Annotated in this window: 15 protein-coding genes; 14 read left to right on the plus strand and 1 reads right to left on the minus strand. The window is 58.6% G+C overall.

The genetic code is table 11. The features are described from left to right. Positions 1 to 6 precede the first annotated feature (6 nt). From cysJ to cysH, 3 genes are all read left to right on the plus strand, one after another. On the plus strand, positions 7 to 1,812 hold the full coding sequence (gene cysJ, locus DVA43_RS23250; protein WP_114316906.1) for an NADPH-dependent assimilatory sulfite reductase flavoprotein subunit: 1,806 nt from the start codon (positions 7 to 9) through the stop codon (positions 1,810 to 1,812). Further along, positions 1,812 to 3,524, plus strand: a complete 1,713-nt coding sequence (cysI, locus tag DVA43_RS23255; RefSeq protein WP_103180923.1) for an assimilatory sulfite reductase (NADPH) hemoprotein subunit — start codon at positions 1,812 to 1,814, stop codon at positions 3,522 to 3,524. The genes cysJ and cysI overlap by 1 nt, the downstream gene beginning before the upstream one ends. Before the next feature lie 76 nt (positions 3,525 to 3,600). Continuing rightward, positions 3,601 to 4,335, plus strand: coding sequence for a phosphoadenosine phosphosulfate reductase (cysH, locus tag DVA43_RS23265; protein WP_114316907.1), 735 nt, complete (start codon positions 3,601 to 3,603; stop codon positions 4,333 to 4,335). Positions 4,336 to 4,425: 90 nt separating this feature from the next. Here the strand turns inward: cysH and DVA43_RS23270 are convergent, their stop codons facing one another. Next, positions 4,426 to 5,469, minus strand: coding sequence for an aminopeptidase (locus tag DVA43_RS23270; RefSeq protein ID WP_114316908.1), 1,044 nt, complete (start codon positions 5,467 to 5,469; stop codon positions 4,426 to 4,428). A 240-nt stretch (positions 5,470 to 5,709) separates the two neighbouring features. Between DVA43_RS23270 and cysG the strand changes: the two genes are divergently transcribed. The 11 genes from cysG to DVA43_RS23325 all read left to right on the plus strand — a co-directional run bounded on the left by cysG (position 5,710) and on the right by DVA43_RS23325 (position 14,506). After that, positions 5,710 to 7,068 (plus strand): siroheme synthase CysG, encoded by a 1,359-nt coding sequence (gene cysG / locus DVA43_RS23275; protein ID WP_114316909.1) that lies wholly within the window; start codon positions 5,710 to 5,712, stop codon positions 7,066 to 7,068. Positions 7,069 to 7,077: 9 nt separating this feature from the next. Then, positions 7,078 to 7,986: a sulfate adenylyltransferase subunit CysD gene (gene cysD, locus DVA43_RS23280; protein WP_015963247.1), complete on the plus strand. Its 909-nt coding sequence runs from the start codon at positions 7,078 to 7,080 to the stop codon at positions 7,984 to 7,986. A 9-nt stretch (positions 7,987 to 7,995) separates the two neighbouring features. Further along, a complete protein-coding gene (gene cysN / locus DVA43_RS23285; RefSeq protein ID WP_114316910.1) occupies positions 7,996 to 9,423 on the plus strand; it encodes a sulfate adenylyltransferase subunit CysN in 1,428 nt (475 codons plus the stop codon). Further along, the gene (gene cysC / locus DVA43_RS23290) at positions 9,423 to 10,028 is read left to right on the plus strand and encodes an adenylyl-sulfate kinase (protein WP_103822697.1); all 606 of its coding nucleotides are present in this window, start codon (positions 9,423 to 9,425) and stop codon (positions 10,026 to 10,028) included. Before cysN ends, cysC begins: the two co-directional genes overlap by 1 nt. 58 nt (positions 10,029 to 10,086) lie before the next feature. Next, positions 10,087 to 10,410, plus strand: a complete 324-nt coding sequence (locus DVA43_RS23295) for a DUF3561 family protein (RefSeq protein WP_103822696.1) — start codon at positions 10,087 to 10,089, stop codon at positions 10,408 to 10,410. A gap of 167 nt (positions 10,411 to 10,577) precedes the next feature. Then, positions 10,578 to 10,889 (plus strand): cell division protein FtsB, encoded by a 312-nt coding sequence (gene ftsB, locus DVA43_RS23300; protein WP_032613637.1) that lies wholly within the window; start codon positions 10,578 to 10,580, stop codon positions 10,887 to 10,889. A 19-nt stretch (positions 10,890 to 10,908) separates the two neighbouring features. Beyond that, complete coding sequence (gene ispD / locus DVA43_RS23305; RefSeq protein ID WP_114316911.1) at positions 10,909 to 11,619, plus strand: 2-C-methyl-D-erythritol 4-phosphate cytidylyltransferase; 711 nt, start codon at positions 10,909 to 10,911, stop codon at positions 11,617 to 11,619. Continuing rightward, positions 11,619 to 12,098, plus strand: coding sequence for a 2-C-methyl-D-erythritol 2,4-cyclodiphosphate synthase (gene ispF, locus DVA43_RS23310; RefSeq protein WP_048959481.1), 480 nt, complete (start codon positions 11,619 to 11,621; stop codon positions 12,096 to 12,098). Before ispD ends, ispF begins: the two co-directional genes overlap by 1 nt. Further along, positions 12,095 to 13,144, plus strand: coding sequence for a tRNA pseudouridine(13) synthase TruD (truD, locus tag DVA43_RS23315; RefSeq protein ID WP_114316912.1), 1,050 nt, complete (start codon positions 12,095 to 12,097; stop codon positions 13,142 to 13,144). Before ispF ends, truD begins: the two co-directional genes overlap by 4 nt. Next, positions 13,125 to 13,886, plus strand: a complete 762-nt coding sequence (surE, locus tag DVA43_RS23320; RefSeq protein WP_103180914.1) for a 5'/3'-nucleotidase SurE — start codon at positions 13,125 to 13,127, stop codon at positions 13,884 to 13,886. The genes truD and surE overlap by 20 nt, the downstream gene beginning before the upstream one ends. Beyond that, positions 13,880 to 14,506 (plus strand): protein-L-isoaspartate(D-aspartate) O-methyltransferase, encoded by a 627-nt coding sequence (locus DVA43_RS23325; RefSeq protein WP_103822693.1) that lies wholly within the window; start codon positions 13,880 to 13,882, stop codon positions 14,504 to 14,506. Before surE ends, DVA43_RS23325 begins: the two co-directional genes overlap by 7 nt. Positions 14,507 to 14,550 lie beyond the last annotated feature (44 nt).

The following is a 14,550-nucleotide window of genomic DNA, read 5'->3' on the forward strand; positions in this document are numbered from 1 at the left end:
CGACGCATGACAACACAGGCCCCACCTTCAAATTTGCTTCCCCTGAACCCGGAGCAACTGGCACGCCTGCAGGCGGCCACCACTGACTTTTCACCCACCCAGCTGGCCTGGGTATCCGGTTATTTCTGGGGAATGCTCAATCAACAGCCGGGGGCTGTGGCGAGTGCGCCGGCTACGGCTGTTGAGATCCCGGCAATCACGCTTATCTCCGCCTCGCAAACCGGCAACGCCCGTCGCGTGGCGGAAGCCCTGCGCGACGATCTGCTCGCAGCCAAACTGAACGTGAACCTGGTGAACGCCGGGGACTATAAATTTAAGCAAATCGCGTCAGAGAAGCTGGTTATCGTTGTAACCTCAACCCAGGGCGAAGGTGAGCCGCCTGAAGAAGCGGTTGCGCTGCATAAGTTCCTGTTCTCGAAAAAGGCGCCAAAACTGGCGGGCACCGCCTTTGCGGTCTTCGGCCTGGGCGACTCTTCCTATGAATTCTTCTGCCAGTCGGGCAAAGATTTCGACAGCAAACTGGCCGAGCTGGGGGCAGAACGCCTGCTGGACCGCGTCGATACCGACGTTGAATACCAGGCTGCGGCGGCCGAATGGCGCGCGCGCATTGTCGAGGTGCTGAAAGCCCGCGTACCGACCGAGACGCCAGCCCAGGCGGCAGCCACCGCCGCTGGCGCAGTCAACGACATTCACACCAGCCCCTACACCAAAGAAGCCCCGCTGACGGCGAGCCTCTCGGTGAACCAGAAAATTACCGGTCGCGATTCAGAAAAAGATGTACGCCATATCGAAATCGATCTCGGCGACTCCGGCTTGCGCTACCAGCCGGGCGATGCTCTTGGCGTCTGGTACCAGAACGATCCGGCGCTGGTGAAAGAGCTGGTTGAGCTGCTGTGGCTGAAGGGTGACGAACCGGTCACCGTGGAAGGCAAAACGCTGCCGCTCTCTGAAGCGCTGCAGTGGCATTTCGAGCTGACCGTTAATACCGCGAACATCGTGGAAAACTACGCCACCCTGACCCGCAGCGAATCCCTGCTGCCGCTGGTGGGCGACAAAGCCAAACTGCAACACTACGCCGCCACCACGCCTATCGTGGATATGGTGCGTTTCGCGCCAGCCCAGCTCGAAGCCGATGCGTTAATCGGCCTGCTGCGTCCGCTGACGCCGCGCCTCTACTCTATCGCCTCTGCTCAGGCTGAGGTGGAGAACGAAGTCCACGTCACCGTGGGCGTGGTGCGTTACGACATCGAAGGCCGCGCCCGTGCTGGCGGCGCGTCGAGCTTCCTCGCGGATCGCGTGGAAGAAGAGGGCGAGGTGCGAGTCTTTATCGAGCACAACGACAACTTCCGTCTGCCCGCCAACCCGGAAACCCCGGTGATCATGATTGGCCCGGGCACCGGTATTGCACCGTTCCGCGCCTTTATGCAGCAGCGCGCCGCCGACGAAGCGCCAGGTAAAAACTGGTTGTTCTTCGGCAACCCGCACTTCACTGAAGATTTCCTCTATCAGGTGGAGTGGCAGCGCTACGTTAAAGAGGGCGTACTGAGCCGGATCGATCTGGCCTGGTCCCGCGATCAGAAAGAAAAAATCTACGTACAAGACAAACTGCGCGAACAGGGCGCAGAGCTGTGGCGCTGGATCAATGACGGTGCCCACATTTATGTCTGCGGCGACGCCAATCGCATGGCGAAAGACGTTGAGCAGGCTTTACTGGAAGTGATTGCCCAATTCGGCGGTATGGATGCCGAAGCGGCGGATGAATATTTAAGTGAGCTGCGCGTCGAGCGCCGTTATCAGCGAGATGTCTACTAATGAGCGAAAAACATCCTGGCCCACTGGTGGTCGAAGGCAAACTGTCTGATGCCGAGCGCATGAAGGTTGAGAGTAACTACCTGCGCGGCACCATTGCCGAAGATTTAAATGACGGTCTGACCGGCGGTTTCAAAGGCGACAACTTCCTGCTGATCCGTTTCCACGGCATGTACCAGCAGGACGACCGCGATATCCGCGCCGAGCGTGCTGAACAGAAGCTGGAGCCGCGTCATGCGATGCTGCTGCGCTGCCGCCTGCCGGGTGGCATCATCACCACCAAACAGTGGCAGGCGATCGACAAGTTTGCCGGTGAAAATACAATTTACGGCAGCATCCGTCTGACCAACCGTCAAACCTTCCAGTTCCACGGCATTCTGAAGAAGAACGTGAAGCCGGTACACCAGATGCTGCACTCCGTCGGGCTGGACGCGCTGGCGACCGCCAACGATATGAACCGTAACGTGCTCTGCACCTCTAACCCGTACGAGTCTGAGTTGCATGCCGAAGCGTACGAGTGGGCGAAGAAGATCTCCGAGCATCTGCTGCCGCGTACCCGCGCTTATGCCGAGATCTGGCTCGATCAGGAGAAAGTGGCGACCACTGACGAAGAGCCGATCCTGGGCCAGACTTACCTGCCGCGTAAGTTCAAAACCACGGTGGTGATCCCGCCGCAGAACGATATCGATCTGCACGCCAACGACATGAACTTCGTGGCAATCGCCGAGAACGGTAAGCTGGTGGGCTTTAACCTGCTGGTGGGCGGCGGTCTCTCTATTGAGCACGGTAACAAAAAGACTTACGCCCGTACCGCGAGCGAGTTTGGCTATCTGCCGCTGGAGCACACCCTGGCGGTGGCGGAAGCGGTAGTGACCACTCAGCGCGACTGGGGCAACCGTACCGATCGTAAAAACGCCAAGACCAAATACACCCTTGAGCGCGTGGGCGTTGAGACGTTTAAAGCCGAAGTGGAACGCCGCGCGGGCATCAAGTTTGAGCCGATCCGCCCGTACGAATTCACCGGGCGTGGGGATCGTATTGGCTGGGTAAAAGGTATCGACGATAAATGGCACCTGACGCTGTTTATTGAAAATGGCCGTATCCTGGATTATCCGGGCCGTCCGCTGAAAACCGGCCTGCTGGAGATCGCGAAGATCCACCAGGGCGAGTTCCGTATCACCGCCAACCAGAACCTGATCATTGCCGGCGTGCCGGAAAGCCAGAAGGCGAAGATCGAGAAGCTGGCGCGGGATCATGCCCTGATGGAGGCGGTTAAACCGCAGCGCGAAAACTCCATGGCCTGCGTGTCGTTCCCGACCTGTCCGCTGGCGATGGCTGAGGCCGAACGTTTCCTGCCGTCGTTTACCGACAAGGTCGAAGCGATTCTGGAGAAACATGGCATCCCGAACGAACATATCGTGATGCGCGTGACCGGCTGCCCGAATGGCTGTGGCCGCGCGATGCTGGCCGAGCTGGGGCTGGTGGGCAAAGCGCCGGGGCGCTACAACCTGCATCTGGGCGGTAACCGTATCGGCACCCGTATTCCGCGCATGTTCCGGGAAAACATCACCGAGCCGGAAATCCTTGATTCCATTGACCTGCTTATCGGGCGCTGGGCGAAAGAGCGCGAAGCGGGTGAAGGCTTCGGCGACTTTACGGTGCGTGCGGGCATCATTCGTCCGGTGCTCGATCCCGCAAGGGATTTCTGGGAATAACATCCCACGGGTTTTACCGATTTTCCAGGCCGGGCAGACGCAGTGCCGCCCGGCAAAACAGGCAAACGAGGTTCTTATGTCCGTACTCGATCTAAACGCCCTTAACGATCTGCCAAAAGTCGAACGCATACTGGCGCTGGCCGAAACCAACGCGGAGCTGGAGAAGCTGGACGCCGAAGGGCGTGTCGCCTGGGCGCTGGAAAATCTGCCGGGCGAATATGTGCTCTCGTCGAGCTTCGGTATTCAGGCGGCGGTTAGCCTGCATCTGGTGAATAAGATTCGCCCGGATATCCCGGTGATCCTCACCGATACCGGCTACCTGTTCCCGGAAACCTATCAGTTTATCGATGAGCTGACGGACAAGCTTAAGCTGAACCTGAAGGTCTACCGTGCAGAGCAGAGCGCGGCCTGGCAGGAAGCACGCTACGGCAAGCTGTGGGAGCAGGGCGTCGAGGGCATTGAGAAATATAATGCCATCAACAAAGTCGAGCCGATGAACCGGGCGCTGTCTGAACTCAACGCCAAAACCTGGTTTGCCGGCCTGCGCCGGGATCAGTCCGGCAGCCGGGCGTCTTTACCGGTGCTGGCGATCCAGCGCGGGGTGTTCAAGGTGCTGCCGATTATCGACTGGGACAACCGGACCGTATACCAGTACCTGCAACAGCATGGCCTGAAATACCATCCGCTGTGGGATCAAGGCTATCTGTCGGTGGGGGATACCCATACCACCCGTAAATGGGAGCCGGGTATGGCAGAAGAAGAGACCCGTTTCTTTGGCCTCAAGCGCGAGTGCGGGCTGCACGAAGGGTAATGTTTTTTGCCCGGTGGCGGCTACGCCTTACCGGGCCTACGAATAAGCATCCTGTAGGCCCGGTAAGCGCAGCGCCCCCGGGCAGCTGCCTCAGGCTTTCTCCGCTTTCGCCAGCTCCTTCACCAGCGGCAGCATCACCCGTACCACATCCCGGCTGCGGTGTTCAATCCGCTTCGGCAATGCCTCGTCGATATACTGCAGATTATCCAGCCTGACGTCGTGCCAGCTTATTCCCTCTGGAAATGCTTTAGATTTTGCCTGTTGCTGATAACCATCCTTCTTGCCCAGGGACCAGTTGGTCGCTTCAACGTAGAGCACCGGGATCCCGGCTTTATCGAACACCTCGCCATCATTGCAGCAGCCGGTGCCTTTCGGATACGCGGCATTGCCGCCCGGGTTGGTGGCAGCATAGATGCCGTGGGCGCGGGCAATCGCCAGCGCGCGGTCACGGGTTAACTTGCGTACCGGACCTGGGGTGGTTTTGCCGCTGTTGAAATAGAGCTTATCCCCCACAATCAAATTATCGAGGTTGATCACCAGCAGGGTGTTTTTCTTCTCGGCCGCGCTCATGCGTTTAAGGACATTCTCGGCGCCCAGCCGTCCCTCTTCCTCGCCGCTGGTGGCGATAAAGCGGATGCTGTACTGGGTGGGAATATCTTTTAACTGATCGGCCAGCTCCAGCATCACCCCGACCCCGGCGGCATTATCATCAATGCCCTGTAACGTGAGGCCGCCGAGATTGTTGTCGGCATCGCTGTCGCTCATCGGGGCATAAGTGTCGAGGTGCGCCAGAATAATAATCTGCTGAGCGGCTTTGCCTTCATGGGCCGCAATCACTGTGCTGCCGGTGACGTTGTGCCAGTTCTTGTTCAGATTGCGTGAGGTATAGATGTAGCGGCTCTGAAATGTGCGGATATCGCTCTGGTAGCCCATCCCGGCGAACTGCTGGCGCACGTAGTCAGCGGAGAGCATTTCGGCGGGGGTGCCGGTCATCCGACCCGGAAAAAAGGTGGCAATATGACGTGCCTGCGTCGCGGCCATCTCACCCAGGGGCGAGGTCTTAGCCTGAACCGTTCCGATTAAGCAAACGCCGAGCGCCAGGGCAGCGTATCGGTGGCGCATTGCGGAAAACATAGTGAGTCCTTAAAAAAATAACGCAAAATTTTAACGCGCTTAGTATGAAACTGTGACCGCGCTTACACAATTTGATTTGCTCTTAAATGCCCGGAATGTCGCGCGTTAAGCACTTTTTGATATGAGCTTTTTCAGCGCGTTATTCCATTGAGTAACTACTCATTCCAATTCGTAATTTCATTCGCTCGTAGCCGCCCCCTATAGTCCCCCTATTCCTTGTTGTTAGCGAGTTGTAGCATTGTGGATTACCTTCCTTTATTCGCTGCTGTAAAAGACCGCCCGGTGCTGGTTGTCGGCAGCGGCGAAATCGCTGAGCGCAAAATTGCCTTTTTACATCGGGCAGGCGCGCGCGTGCAGGTTGTTGCCGAAGCGGACTTTGCTGAAGCGCAAATCGACAATGTGGTGCTGGTGATTGCCGCAACGGAAAATCGCGCGCTCAACCAGCGCATCTCCGATGCCGCTCACGCCCGTCACCGTCTGGTGAACGTGGTGGATGACCAGCCGCTCTGCTCCTTTATTTTTCCGTCGATTGTTGACCGCTCGCCGCTGCTGGTGGCGATCTCCTCCGGCGGCACCGCGCCGGTGCTGGCGCGCGTCCTGCGGGAAAAAATCGAGGCGCTGCTGCCCACCAGCCTTGGCCGGATGGCAGAAAAAGCCAGCTTCTGGCGCAACCATCTGAAAACCCGCCTGACCAGCGTGGCGGAACGCCGACGCTTCTGGGAGCGCGTGTTTCGTGGCCGCTTTGCCAGCCTGATGCAGGCCGGTAATGAGACGGCGGCGCAGAAGATCCTCGAAGACGAACTGGACAACCCGGGCAGCACCAGCGGGGAGATCATCCTCGTTGGCGCGGGGCCGGGTGATGCCGGATTGTTGACGCTTCGCGGCCTTCAGGTACTCCAGGATGCGGATGTGGTGTTCTATGACCATCTGGTGACCGACGGGGTGCGCGAGCTGATTCGTCGCGACGCCGAGCAAATCTGCGTCGGCAAACGCGCGGGCGGCCACGCCGTACCGCAGCATGAAACCAATCAGATGCTGATCGCCGCCGCGAAAGAAGGCAAAACCGTGGTGCGTCTCAAAGGTGGCGATCCGTTCATCTTTGGTCGTGGTGGCGAAGAATTGCAGGCGGCAGCCGAAGCGGGCGTGCCCTTCCAGGTGGTGCCGGGGATCACCGCAGCCTCCGCGGTAACGGCCTATGCCGGTATTCCACTGACGCACCGGGATTATGCCCAGAGCGTCACCTTTGTCACCGGCCACTATAAAGCCGACAGCACCCCGTTTGACTGGACCCATCTGGCCCAGAGCCGTCAGACGCTGGCGATCTATATGGGCACCATGAAAGCGGCGGAAATCAGTGAACAACTTATTCGTCACGGGCGCGATGCAGATACGCCTGTGGCAGTGATATCCCGCGGCACGCGCGTCGATCAACACGTGGTGACCGGCACATTACAACACCTTGCAACCCTGGCGAAAGATGCCCCGATGCCCGCCCTGATTGTGGTGGGGGAAGTGGTGCAGCTGCACAGCACGCTCGCCTGGTTCCAACATACAACCGACACAGAAGGCTTTGGTTCTTCTGTTATCAATTTGGCTTAAGGAACGGTTATGGATCAAAAACGACTGACGCACCTGCGGCAACTGGAAGCGGAGAGTATTCATATTATCCGCGAAGTGGCCGCTGAGTTTGCAAATCCGGTAATGATGTACTCCATCGGCAAAGACTCCAGCGTGATGCTGCATCTGGCGCGTAAGGCCTTTTATCCGGGCACGCTGCCGTTCCCGCTGCTGCACGTGGATACCGGCTGGAAATTCCGCGAAATGTATGAGTTCCGTGACCGTACCGCCAAAGCCTACGGCTGTGAGCTGCTGGTACATAAAAACCCGGAAGGGGTGGCGATGGGCATTAACCCGTTTGTCCACGGCAGCGCCAAGCACACCGACATCATGAAGACCGAAGGGCTGAAGCAGGCGCTGAACAAATACGGCTTTGATGCCGCTTTCGGCGGCGCCCGCCGCGATGAAGAGAAATCCCGCGCCAAGGAGCGTATCTACTCCTTCCGTGACCGCTTCCACCGCTGGGACCCTAAAAACCAGCGTCCGGAGCTGTGGCACAACTACAACGGCCAGATCAATAAAGGCGAAAGCATCCGCGTCTTCCCGCTCTCCAACTGGACCGAGCTGGATATCTGGCAGTACATCTATCTGGAAAATATCGAGATCGTTCCGCTCTACCTGGCGGCTGAACGCCCGGTACTGGAGCGCGACGGCATGCTGATGATGATCGACGACGATCGCATCGACCTGCAGCCTGGCGAAGTGATCAAAAAGCGGATGGTGCGCTTCCGTACCCTCGGCTGCTGGCCGCTGACCGGCGCGGTGGAATCCGACGCGCAAACGCTGCCGGAGATCATCGAAGAGATGCTGGTGTCCACCACCAGCGAGCGACAGGGGCGCGTGATTGACCGCGACCAGGCAGGCTCGATGGAGCTGAAGAAACGTCAGGGTTATTTCTAAGGAGCCGCCATGAATACCACTATTGCTCAACAGATCGCCAACGAAGGCGGCGTCGAAGCCTACCTGCACGCCCAGCAGCACAAAAGTTTGCTGCGTTTTCTGACCTGCGGCAGCGTGGACGACGGTAAAAGCACGTTGATTGGCCGTCTGCTGCACGATACCCGTCAGATCTATGAAGATCAGCTCTCCTCCCTGCACAACGACAGCAAGCGTCACGGTACCCAGGGTGAAAAACTCGATCTGGCGCTGCTGGTGGATGGCCTGCAGGCGGAGCGCGAGCAGGGCATCACCATCGACGTGGCCTATCGCTATTTCTCTACCGAGAAGCGCAAATTTATTATCGCCGATACCCCAGGGCATGAGCAGTACACCCGCAATATGGCGACCGGGGCCTCAACCTGCGACCTGGCGATCCTGCTGATCGACGCCCGTAAAGGGGTCCTGGATCAGACCCGTCGTCACAGCTTTATCTCCACGCTGCTGGGGATCAAGCATCTGGTGGTGGCAGTTAACAAGATGGATCTGGTCAACTTCAGCGAAGAGAAGTTTAACGAGATCCGCGAGAGCTATCTCACCTTTGCCGAGCAGCTGCCGGGCAACCTCGATATCCGCTTTGTGCCGCTTTCGGCGCTGGAAGGGGATAACGTCGCTTCCCAGAGCGTGAGCATGCCGTGGTACAGCGGCCCGACGCTGCTGGAAGTGCTGGAGACCGTTGAGATCCAGCGCGACGTGGATACGCAGCCGATGCGCTTCCCGGTACAGTACGTTAACCGCCCGAACCTCGATTTCCGCGGTTTCTCCGGCACGATTGCCTCCGGCAGCGTGCGCGTAGACCAGCGCGTGAAGGTACTGCCGTCAGGCGTGGAATCGGCCATTGCCCGTATCGTGACCTTCGATGGCGATCTGCAGGAAGCGGGTGCCGGCGAAGCGGTCACCCTGGTGCTGAAAGATGAGATCGATATCAGCCGCGGCGATCTGCTGGTGGATGCGCAGGAGTCGCTGCCTGCGGTACAAAGCGCCGCGGTGGATGTGGTGTGGATGGCCGAGCAGCCGCTGAGCCCGGGCCAAAGCTACGACATCAAGATTGCCGGGAAGAAAACCCGCGCCCGCGTCGATGGCATTCAGTATCAGGTCGACATTAACAACCTGGCGCAGCACAGCGTGACTGAACTGCCGCTGAACGGCATCGGTCTGGTGGATTTCACCTTCGACGAGCCGCTGGTGCTGGACGAGTATCAGCAGAACCCGGTAACCGGCGGGCTGATTATTATCGACCGTCTGACCAACGTCACCGTTGGCGCAGGGATGGTGCGCGAACCTAAAGCGCAGGCGAGCGCGGTGCCGTCGGAATTCAGCACCTTTGAGCTGGAGCTCAACGCGCTGGTGCGCAAACACTTCCCGCACTGGGGCGCGCGCGATCTGCTGGGAGGCAAGTAATGGCGCAGCATGATGAGAACGTCGTCTGGCATCCTCATCCGGTCACGGTGGCCGAACGCGAACAGCTCCACGGTCACCGTGGGGTTGTGCTGTGGTTTACCGGGCTCTCGGGGTCCGGTAAGTCCACCGTTGCGGGTGCGCTGGAAGAGGCGCTGCACAAAGCGGGCGTCAGCACCTATCTGCTGGATGGCGACAACGTGCGCCACGGGCTGTGCAGCGATCTGGGCTTTAGCGATGCGGATCGCAAAGAGAACATCCGTCGGGTGGGCGAAGTGGCCAGCCTGATGGCCGATGCCGGGCTGGTGGTGTTAACTGCCTTTATCTCACCGCACCGCGCCGAGCGGCAGATGGTGCGTGAGCGGGTAGGAAACAGCCGCTTCATTGAGGTATTTGTCGATACCCCGCTGGAAATATGCGAGCAACGCGATCCGAAGGGACTGTACAAAAAGGCGCGCGCTGGCGAGCTGAAGAATTTCACCGGCATTGATGCGGTTTACGAAGCGCCGGAAAATCCCGATATCCACCTGGAAGGCCAACAATTGGTAACAAATTTGGTGGGTCAATTATTAGACCTGCTCCGGCAGGGCGATATTATCAGATCCTGAGATGGTATTGATGGGGATGCTTAATCTCCATCAATATGTCACGGTCACAGGATCAGCTATGCGGAACAGTGAAAACTACATCATCACCGGGTCGGACACAGTATCGGCACATGACGAGACGACCTGGTCTTTTCCTGGGGCGATTGTCGGCTTTGCGTCATGGCTGATGGCACTGGGGATCCCTTTCCTGTTTTATGGCAGCAATACGCTGTTTTTCTTCCTTTATACCTGGCCTTTCTTTCTGGCGCTGATGCCCGTTGCCGTAGTGGTAGGGATCGCGCTGCACTCTCTGCTTAACGGTAAACTGCTCTACAGCGCCCTGATAACGGTTATGACGGTCGTCGCCATGGTCGGACTGTTATTTTTGTGGCTCATGGGATAAGTTCAGCCATAATTCAAACCGTAACCAACTATGTGACATTGTTGGCTTGCGCGAATCTGCAAAAAAAATGTGGTACATTTGCCCGCAATGTTGCGGCATCTCTGTAGCCCCGATGTAGAGTCATGGGGAAAGTTATGGGATGATGATGCCGTTTTTCAGGGGGCAGGATGGGTAAACTTACGCTGCTGTTGCTGGCTCTGCTGGTCTGGCTTCAGTATTCGCTGTGGTTCGGTAAGAACGGCCTTCACGATTACAGTCGCGTCAGCGATGACGTGACGGCGCAGCAGGCAACAAACAGCAAATTAAAAGCGCGAAACGATCAGCTGTTTGCGGAAATTGACGATCTCAATGGCGGACAGGAAGCCATTGAAGAGCGCGCGCGCAACGAACTCAGCATGACTAAGCCGGGCGAAACCTTCTATCGTCTGGTGCCGGATGCGTCTAAACGCAACCAGGGCTCAGTACAAAACACTCGATAATCAGGCCCAGGATTACGCCATGGCAGTAACTTTTTCCAACGTATGCGCCGTTGTGCCAGCCGCCGGGTTTGGCCGGCGCATGCAGACTGAATGTCCTAAACAATACCTTTCAATTGGTGATAAAACGATCCTTGAGCACACCGTGGCGGCGCTGCTGGCGAACCCACGCGTGACGCGGGTCGTTATCGCTATCAGCCCGGGCGACGCCCGCTTTGCCGCGCTGCCGCTTGCCCGCCACCCGCAGGTGACCGTGGTGGACGGTGGCGCAGAGCGCGCCGATTCGGTGCTGGCGGGTCTGAAAGCCGCCGGTGACGCGCAGTGGGTACTGGTGCACGATGCGGCGCGGCCGTGCCTGCATCAGGATGACCTGGCGCGGCTGCTGGCCATCAGCGAAACCAGCCGCGTTGGCGGCATTCTCGCCACGCCGGTTCGCGATACCATGAAACGCGGCGAGCCGGGAATACCGGCCATCGCCCATACGGTGGAGCGCGTTGACCTCTGGCATGCACTCACACCGCAATTTTTCCCTCGCGAGCTGTTGCACCACTGCTTAACCCGTGCGCTGAACGAAGGCGCAACCATCACCGACGAAGCCTCGGCGCTGGAGTATTGCGGTTTTCACCCGGAACTGATTGAAGGGCGCGCAGATAATATAAAGGTGACGCGCCCCGAAGATTTACAGCTGGCAGAATTTTATCTTACCCGTTCGACCCATCAGGAGAAGGCATAATGCGAATTGGACATGGTTTTGACGTACACGCCTTTGGCGGCGAGGGCCCAATTATCATTGGCGGCGTACGCATCCCTTATGAAAAAGGACTGCTCGCGCATTCTGATGGCGATGTTGCCCTGCACGCGTTAACCGATGCGCTGCTGGGTGCCGCGGCGCTGGGTGATATCGGCAAGCTGTTCCCGGATACCGATCCGGCCTTCAAAGGGGCGGACAGCCGCGAGCTGCTGCGCGAAGCCTGGCGCCGTATTCAGGCCAAAGGCTATACCCTTGGCAATGTGGATGTGACCATTATTGCCCAGGCGCCGAAAATGCTGCCGCATATTCCCCAGATGCGCGTCTTTATCGCCGAAGATCTTGGCTGCCATATGGATGACGTCAACGTCAAAGCGACCACCACCGAGAAACTCGGCTTTACCGGCCGTGGTGAAGGCATCGCCTGCGAAGCCGTGGCGCTGCTGGTGAAGGCGGTAAAATGACGGACTTCGACAACCTGACATACCTGCACGGTAAACCGCAGGGCACGGGGCTGCTGAAAGCCAACCCGGAAGATTTTAGGGTCGTCGAGGATCTGGGTTTCGAGCCGGATGGCGAGGGCGAGCATATTCTGGTGCGGATCCTGAAAAATGGCTGCAACACCCGTTTTGTGGCCGATGCGCTGGCAAAGTTCCTGAAAATTCACGCCCGTGAAGTGAGCTTCGCCGGGCAGAAAGACAAACACGCTGTGACGGAACAGTGGCTCTGCGCGCGGGTGCCGGGTAATGGGATGCCCGAGTTAAGCCAGTTCCAGCTTGAGGGCTGCCAGGTACTGGAATACGCCCGCCATAAGCGCAAGCTGCGCCTCGGCGCGTTAAAGGGCAATGCTTTTACCCTGGTGCTGCGCGAGGTAAGCCACCGCGACGAGGTGGAGCAACGTCTTAAGGCCATCCAGGCGCAAGGGGTGCCGAACTACTTTGGCGCGCAGCGTTTTGGCATCGGCGGCAGTAACTTGCAGGGCGCGCTGCGCTGGGCGCAGAGCAATGCTCCGGTGCGCGATCGCAATAAACGCAGTTTTTGGTTGTCGGCAGCCCGCAGTGCGTTGTTTAATCAAATCGTCAGCGAGCGACTGAAAAAAACAGACGCGAATCAAGTCGTTGTCGGCGATGCGCTACAATTAGCGGGACGCGGCAGCTGGTTTGTCGCCACTGACGAAGAGCTGCGCGATGTGCAGGCGCGCGTCGAGGCAAAAACGCTGATGATCACTGCGGCCCTGCCGGGTACCGGCGACTGGGGTCCGCAGGGTGATGCGCTGCGCTTTGAACAGTCTGCCATCGCCGATGAAACAGAGTTATGCTCACTGCTGGTGCGGGAAAAAGTCGAAGCGGCACGCCGGGCGATGCTGCTCTATCCGCAACAGTTGAGCTGGAACTGGTGGGATGACGTAACCGTCGAGCTACGTTTCTGGCTGCCGGCAGGCAGCTTTGCCACCAGTGTTGTCAGGGAACTTATCAACACTTCGGGTGACTATGCGAATATTGCTGAGTAACGATGACGGGATCCATGCGCCAGGCATTCAGACGCTGGCGAAAGCGCTACGTGAGTTCGCCGAGGTGCAGGTGGTGGCTCCCGATCGTAACCGCAGCGGTGCCTCTAACTCGTTAACCCTCGAGTCGTCTCTTCGCACCTTTACCTTCGATAACGGTGATATCGCCGTGCAGATGGGCACCCCGACCGACTGTGTCTTTCTGGGGGTTAATGCGCTGATGCGTCCCCGCCCGGACGTGGTGGTCTCCGGCATTAATGCCGGACCCAACCTGGGCGATGACGTGATCTACTCCGGTACGGTGGCGGCCGCCATGGAAGGACGCCATCTCGGCTTTCCTGCCCTGGCGGTCTCGCTTAACGGCCATCAGCATTACGATACCGCCGCCGCGGTCACCTGCGCCATCCTGCGGGCGCTGAGCCGTGAGCCGCTGCGTACTGGCCGCATCCTTAATATCAACGTGCCCGATCTGCCGCTGGATCAAATCAAAGGTATCCGCGTGACGCGCTGTGGCAGCCGACACCCGGCGGATAAAGTGATCCCGCAGGAAGATCCGCGCGGCAACACGCTGTACTGGATTGGGCCGCCGGGCGAAAAACATGATGCCGGGCCGGATACCGATTTCGCCGCCGTAGATGAAGGCTACGTCTCCGTCACCCCGCTGCACGTCGATTTGACCGCGCATAACGCGCAGGATGTGGTTTCAGGCTGGCTGGATCGCGCCGGGGTGAGCTCGCAATGGTAAGCAATCGTGTACAAACTCTTCTGAATCAATTACGCAGTCAGGGCATTGCTGACGAGCGGGTGCTGGACGCCATCTCGCGGGTACCGCGGGAAAAGTTCGTGGATGAGGCGTTTGAGCACAAGGCGTGGGAAAACGTCGCGTTGCCGATAGGGCAGGGGCAAACCATCTCCCAGCCCTATATGGTGGCGCGCATGACCGAGCTGCTGGAGCTGACCCCGGACTCGCGGGTGCTGGAGATTGGCACCGGTTCTGGATACCAGACCGCCATTCTGGCGCACCTGGTGCATCATGTCTGCTCGGTTGAGCGCATTAAAGGGCTGCAATGGCAGGCGCGCCGCCGCCTGAAGCAGCTCGATTTACATAATGTTTCTACCCGTCACGGGGATGGCTGGCAGGGCTGGAAGGCTCGCGGCCCGTTTGATGCCATTATCGTGACGGCTGCACCGCCTGAGATCCCGGCTGCGCTGATGGCGCAACTGGACGATGGCGGGATCCTCGTTTTACCGGTGGGCGATGAACACCAGCTGTTGAAGCGTGTTCGTCGACGGGGCAACGAGTTTATTATCGATACCGTAGAAGCCGTACGTTTCGTGCCTCTGGTAAAAGGAGAGCTGGCCTGAGACTCGGATTTTTCCAGGGTTATTCAGGCAAATTCAGCGTATGG

This window comes from Leclercia sp. W6, assembly GCF_003336345.1.
Lineage (GTDB): Bacteria > Pseudomonadota > Gammaproteobacteria > Enterobacterales > Enterobacteriaceae > Enterobacter.

Coding starts and splice junctions, on each gene's coding strand:
- cysJ (WP_114316906.1), top strand. CDS start 7: ATGACAACACAGGCCCCACCTTCAAATTTGCTTCCCCTGAACCCGGAG.
- cysI (WP_103180923.1), top strand. CDS start 1,812: ATGAGCGAAAAACATCCTGGCCCACTGGTGGTCGAAGGCAAACTGTCT.
- cysH (WP_114316907.1), top strand. CDS start 3,601: ATGTCCGTACTCGATCTAAACGCCCTTAACGATCTGCCAAAAGTCGAA.
- DVA43_RS23270 (WP_114316908.1), bottom strand. CDS start 5,469: ATGTTTTCCGCAATGCGCCACCGATACGCTGCCCTGGCGCTCGGCGTT.
- cysD (WP_015963247.1), top strand. CDS start 7,078: ATGGATCAAAAACGACTGACGCACCTGCGGCAACTGGAAGCGGAGAGT.
- cysN (WP_114316910.1), top strand. CDS start 7,996: ATGAATACCACTATTGCTCAACAGATCGCCAACGAAGGCGGCGTCGAA.
- cysC (WP_103822697.1), top strand. CDS start 9,423: ATGGCGCAGCATGATGAGAACGTCGTCTGGCATCCTCATCCGGTCACG.
- DVA43_RS23295 (WP_103822696.1), top strand. CDS start 10,087: ATGCGGAACAGTGAAAACTACATCATCACCGGGTCGGACACAGTATCG.
- ftsB (WP_032613637.1), top strand. CDS start 10,578: ATGGGTAAACTTACGCTGCTGTTGCTGGCTCTGCTGGTCTGGCTTCAG.
- ispD (WP_114316911.1), top strand. CDS start 10,909: ATGGCAGTAACTTTTTCCAACGTATGCGCCGTTGTGCCAGCCGCCGGG.
- ispF (WP_048959481.1), top strand. CDS start 11,619: ATGCGAATTGGACATGGTTTTGACGTACACGCCTTTGGCGGCGAGGGC.
- truD (WP_114316912.1), top strand. CDS start 12,095: ATGACGGACTTCGACAACCTGACATACCTGCACGGTAAACCGCAGGGC.
- surE (WP_103180914.1), top strand. CDS start 13,125: ATGCGAATATTGCTGAGTAACGATGACGGGATCCATGCGCCAGGCATT.
- DVA43_RS23325 (WP_103822693.1), top strand. CDS start 13,880: ATGGTAAGCAATCGTGTACAAACTCTTCTGAATCAATTACGCAGTCAG.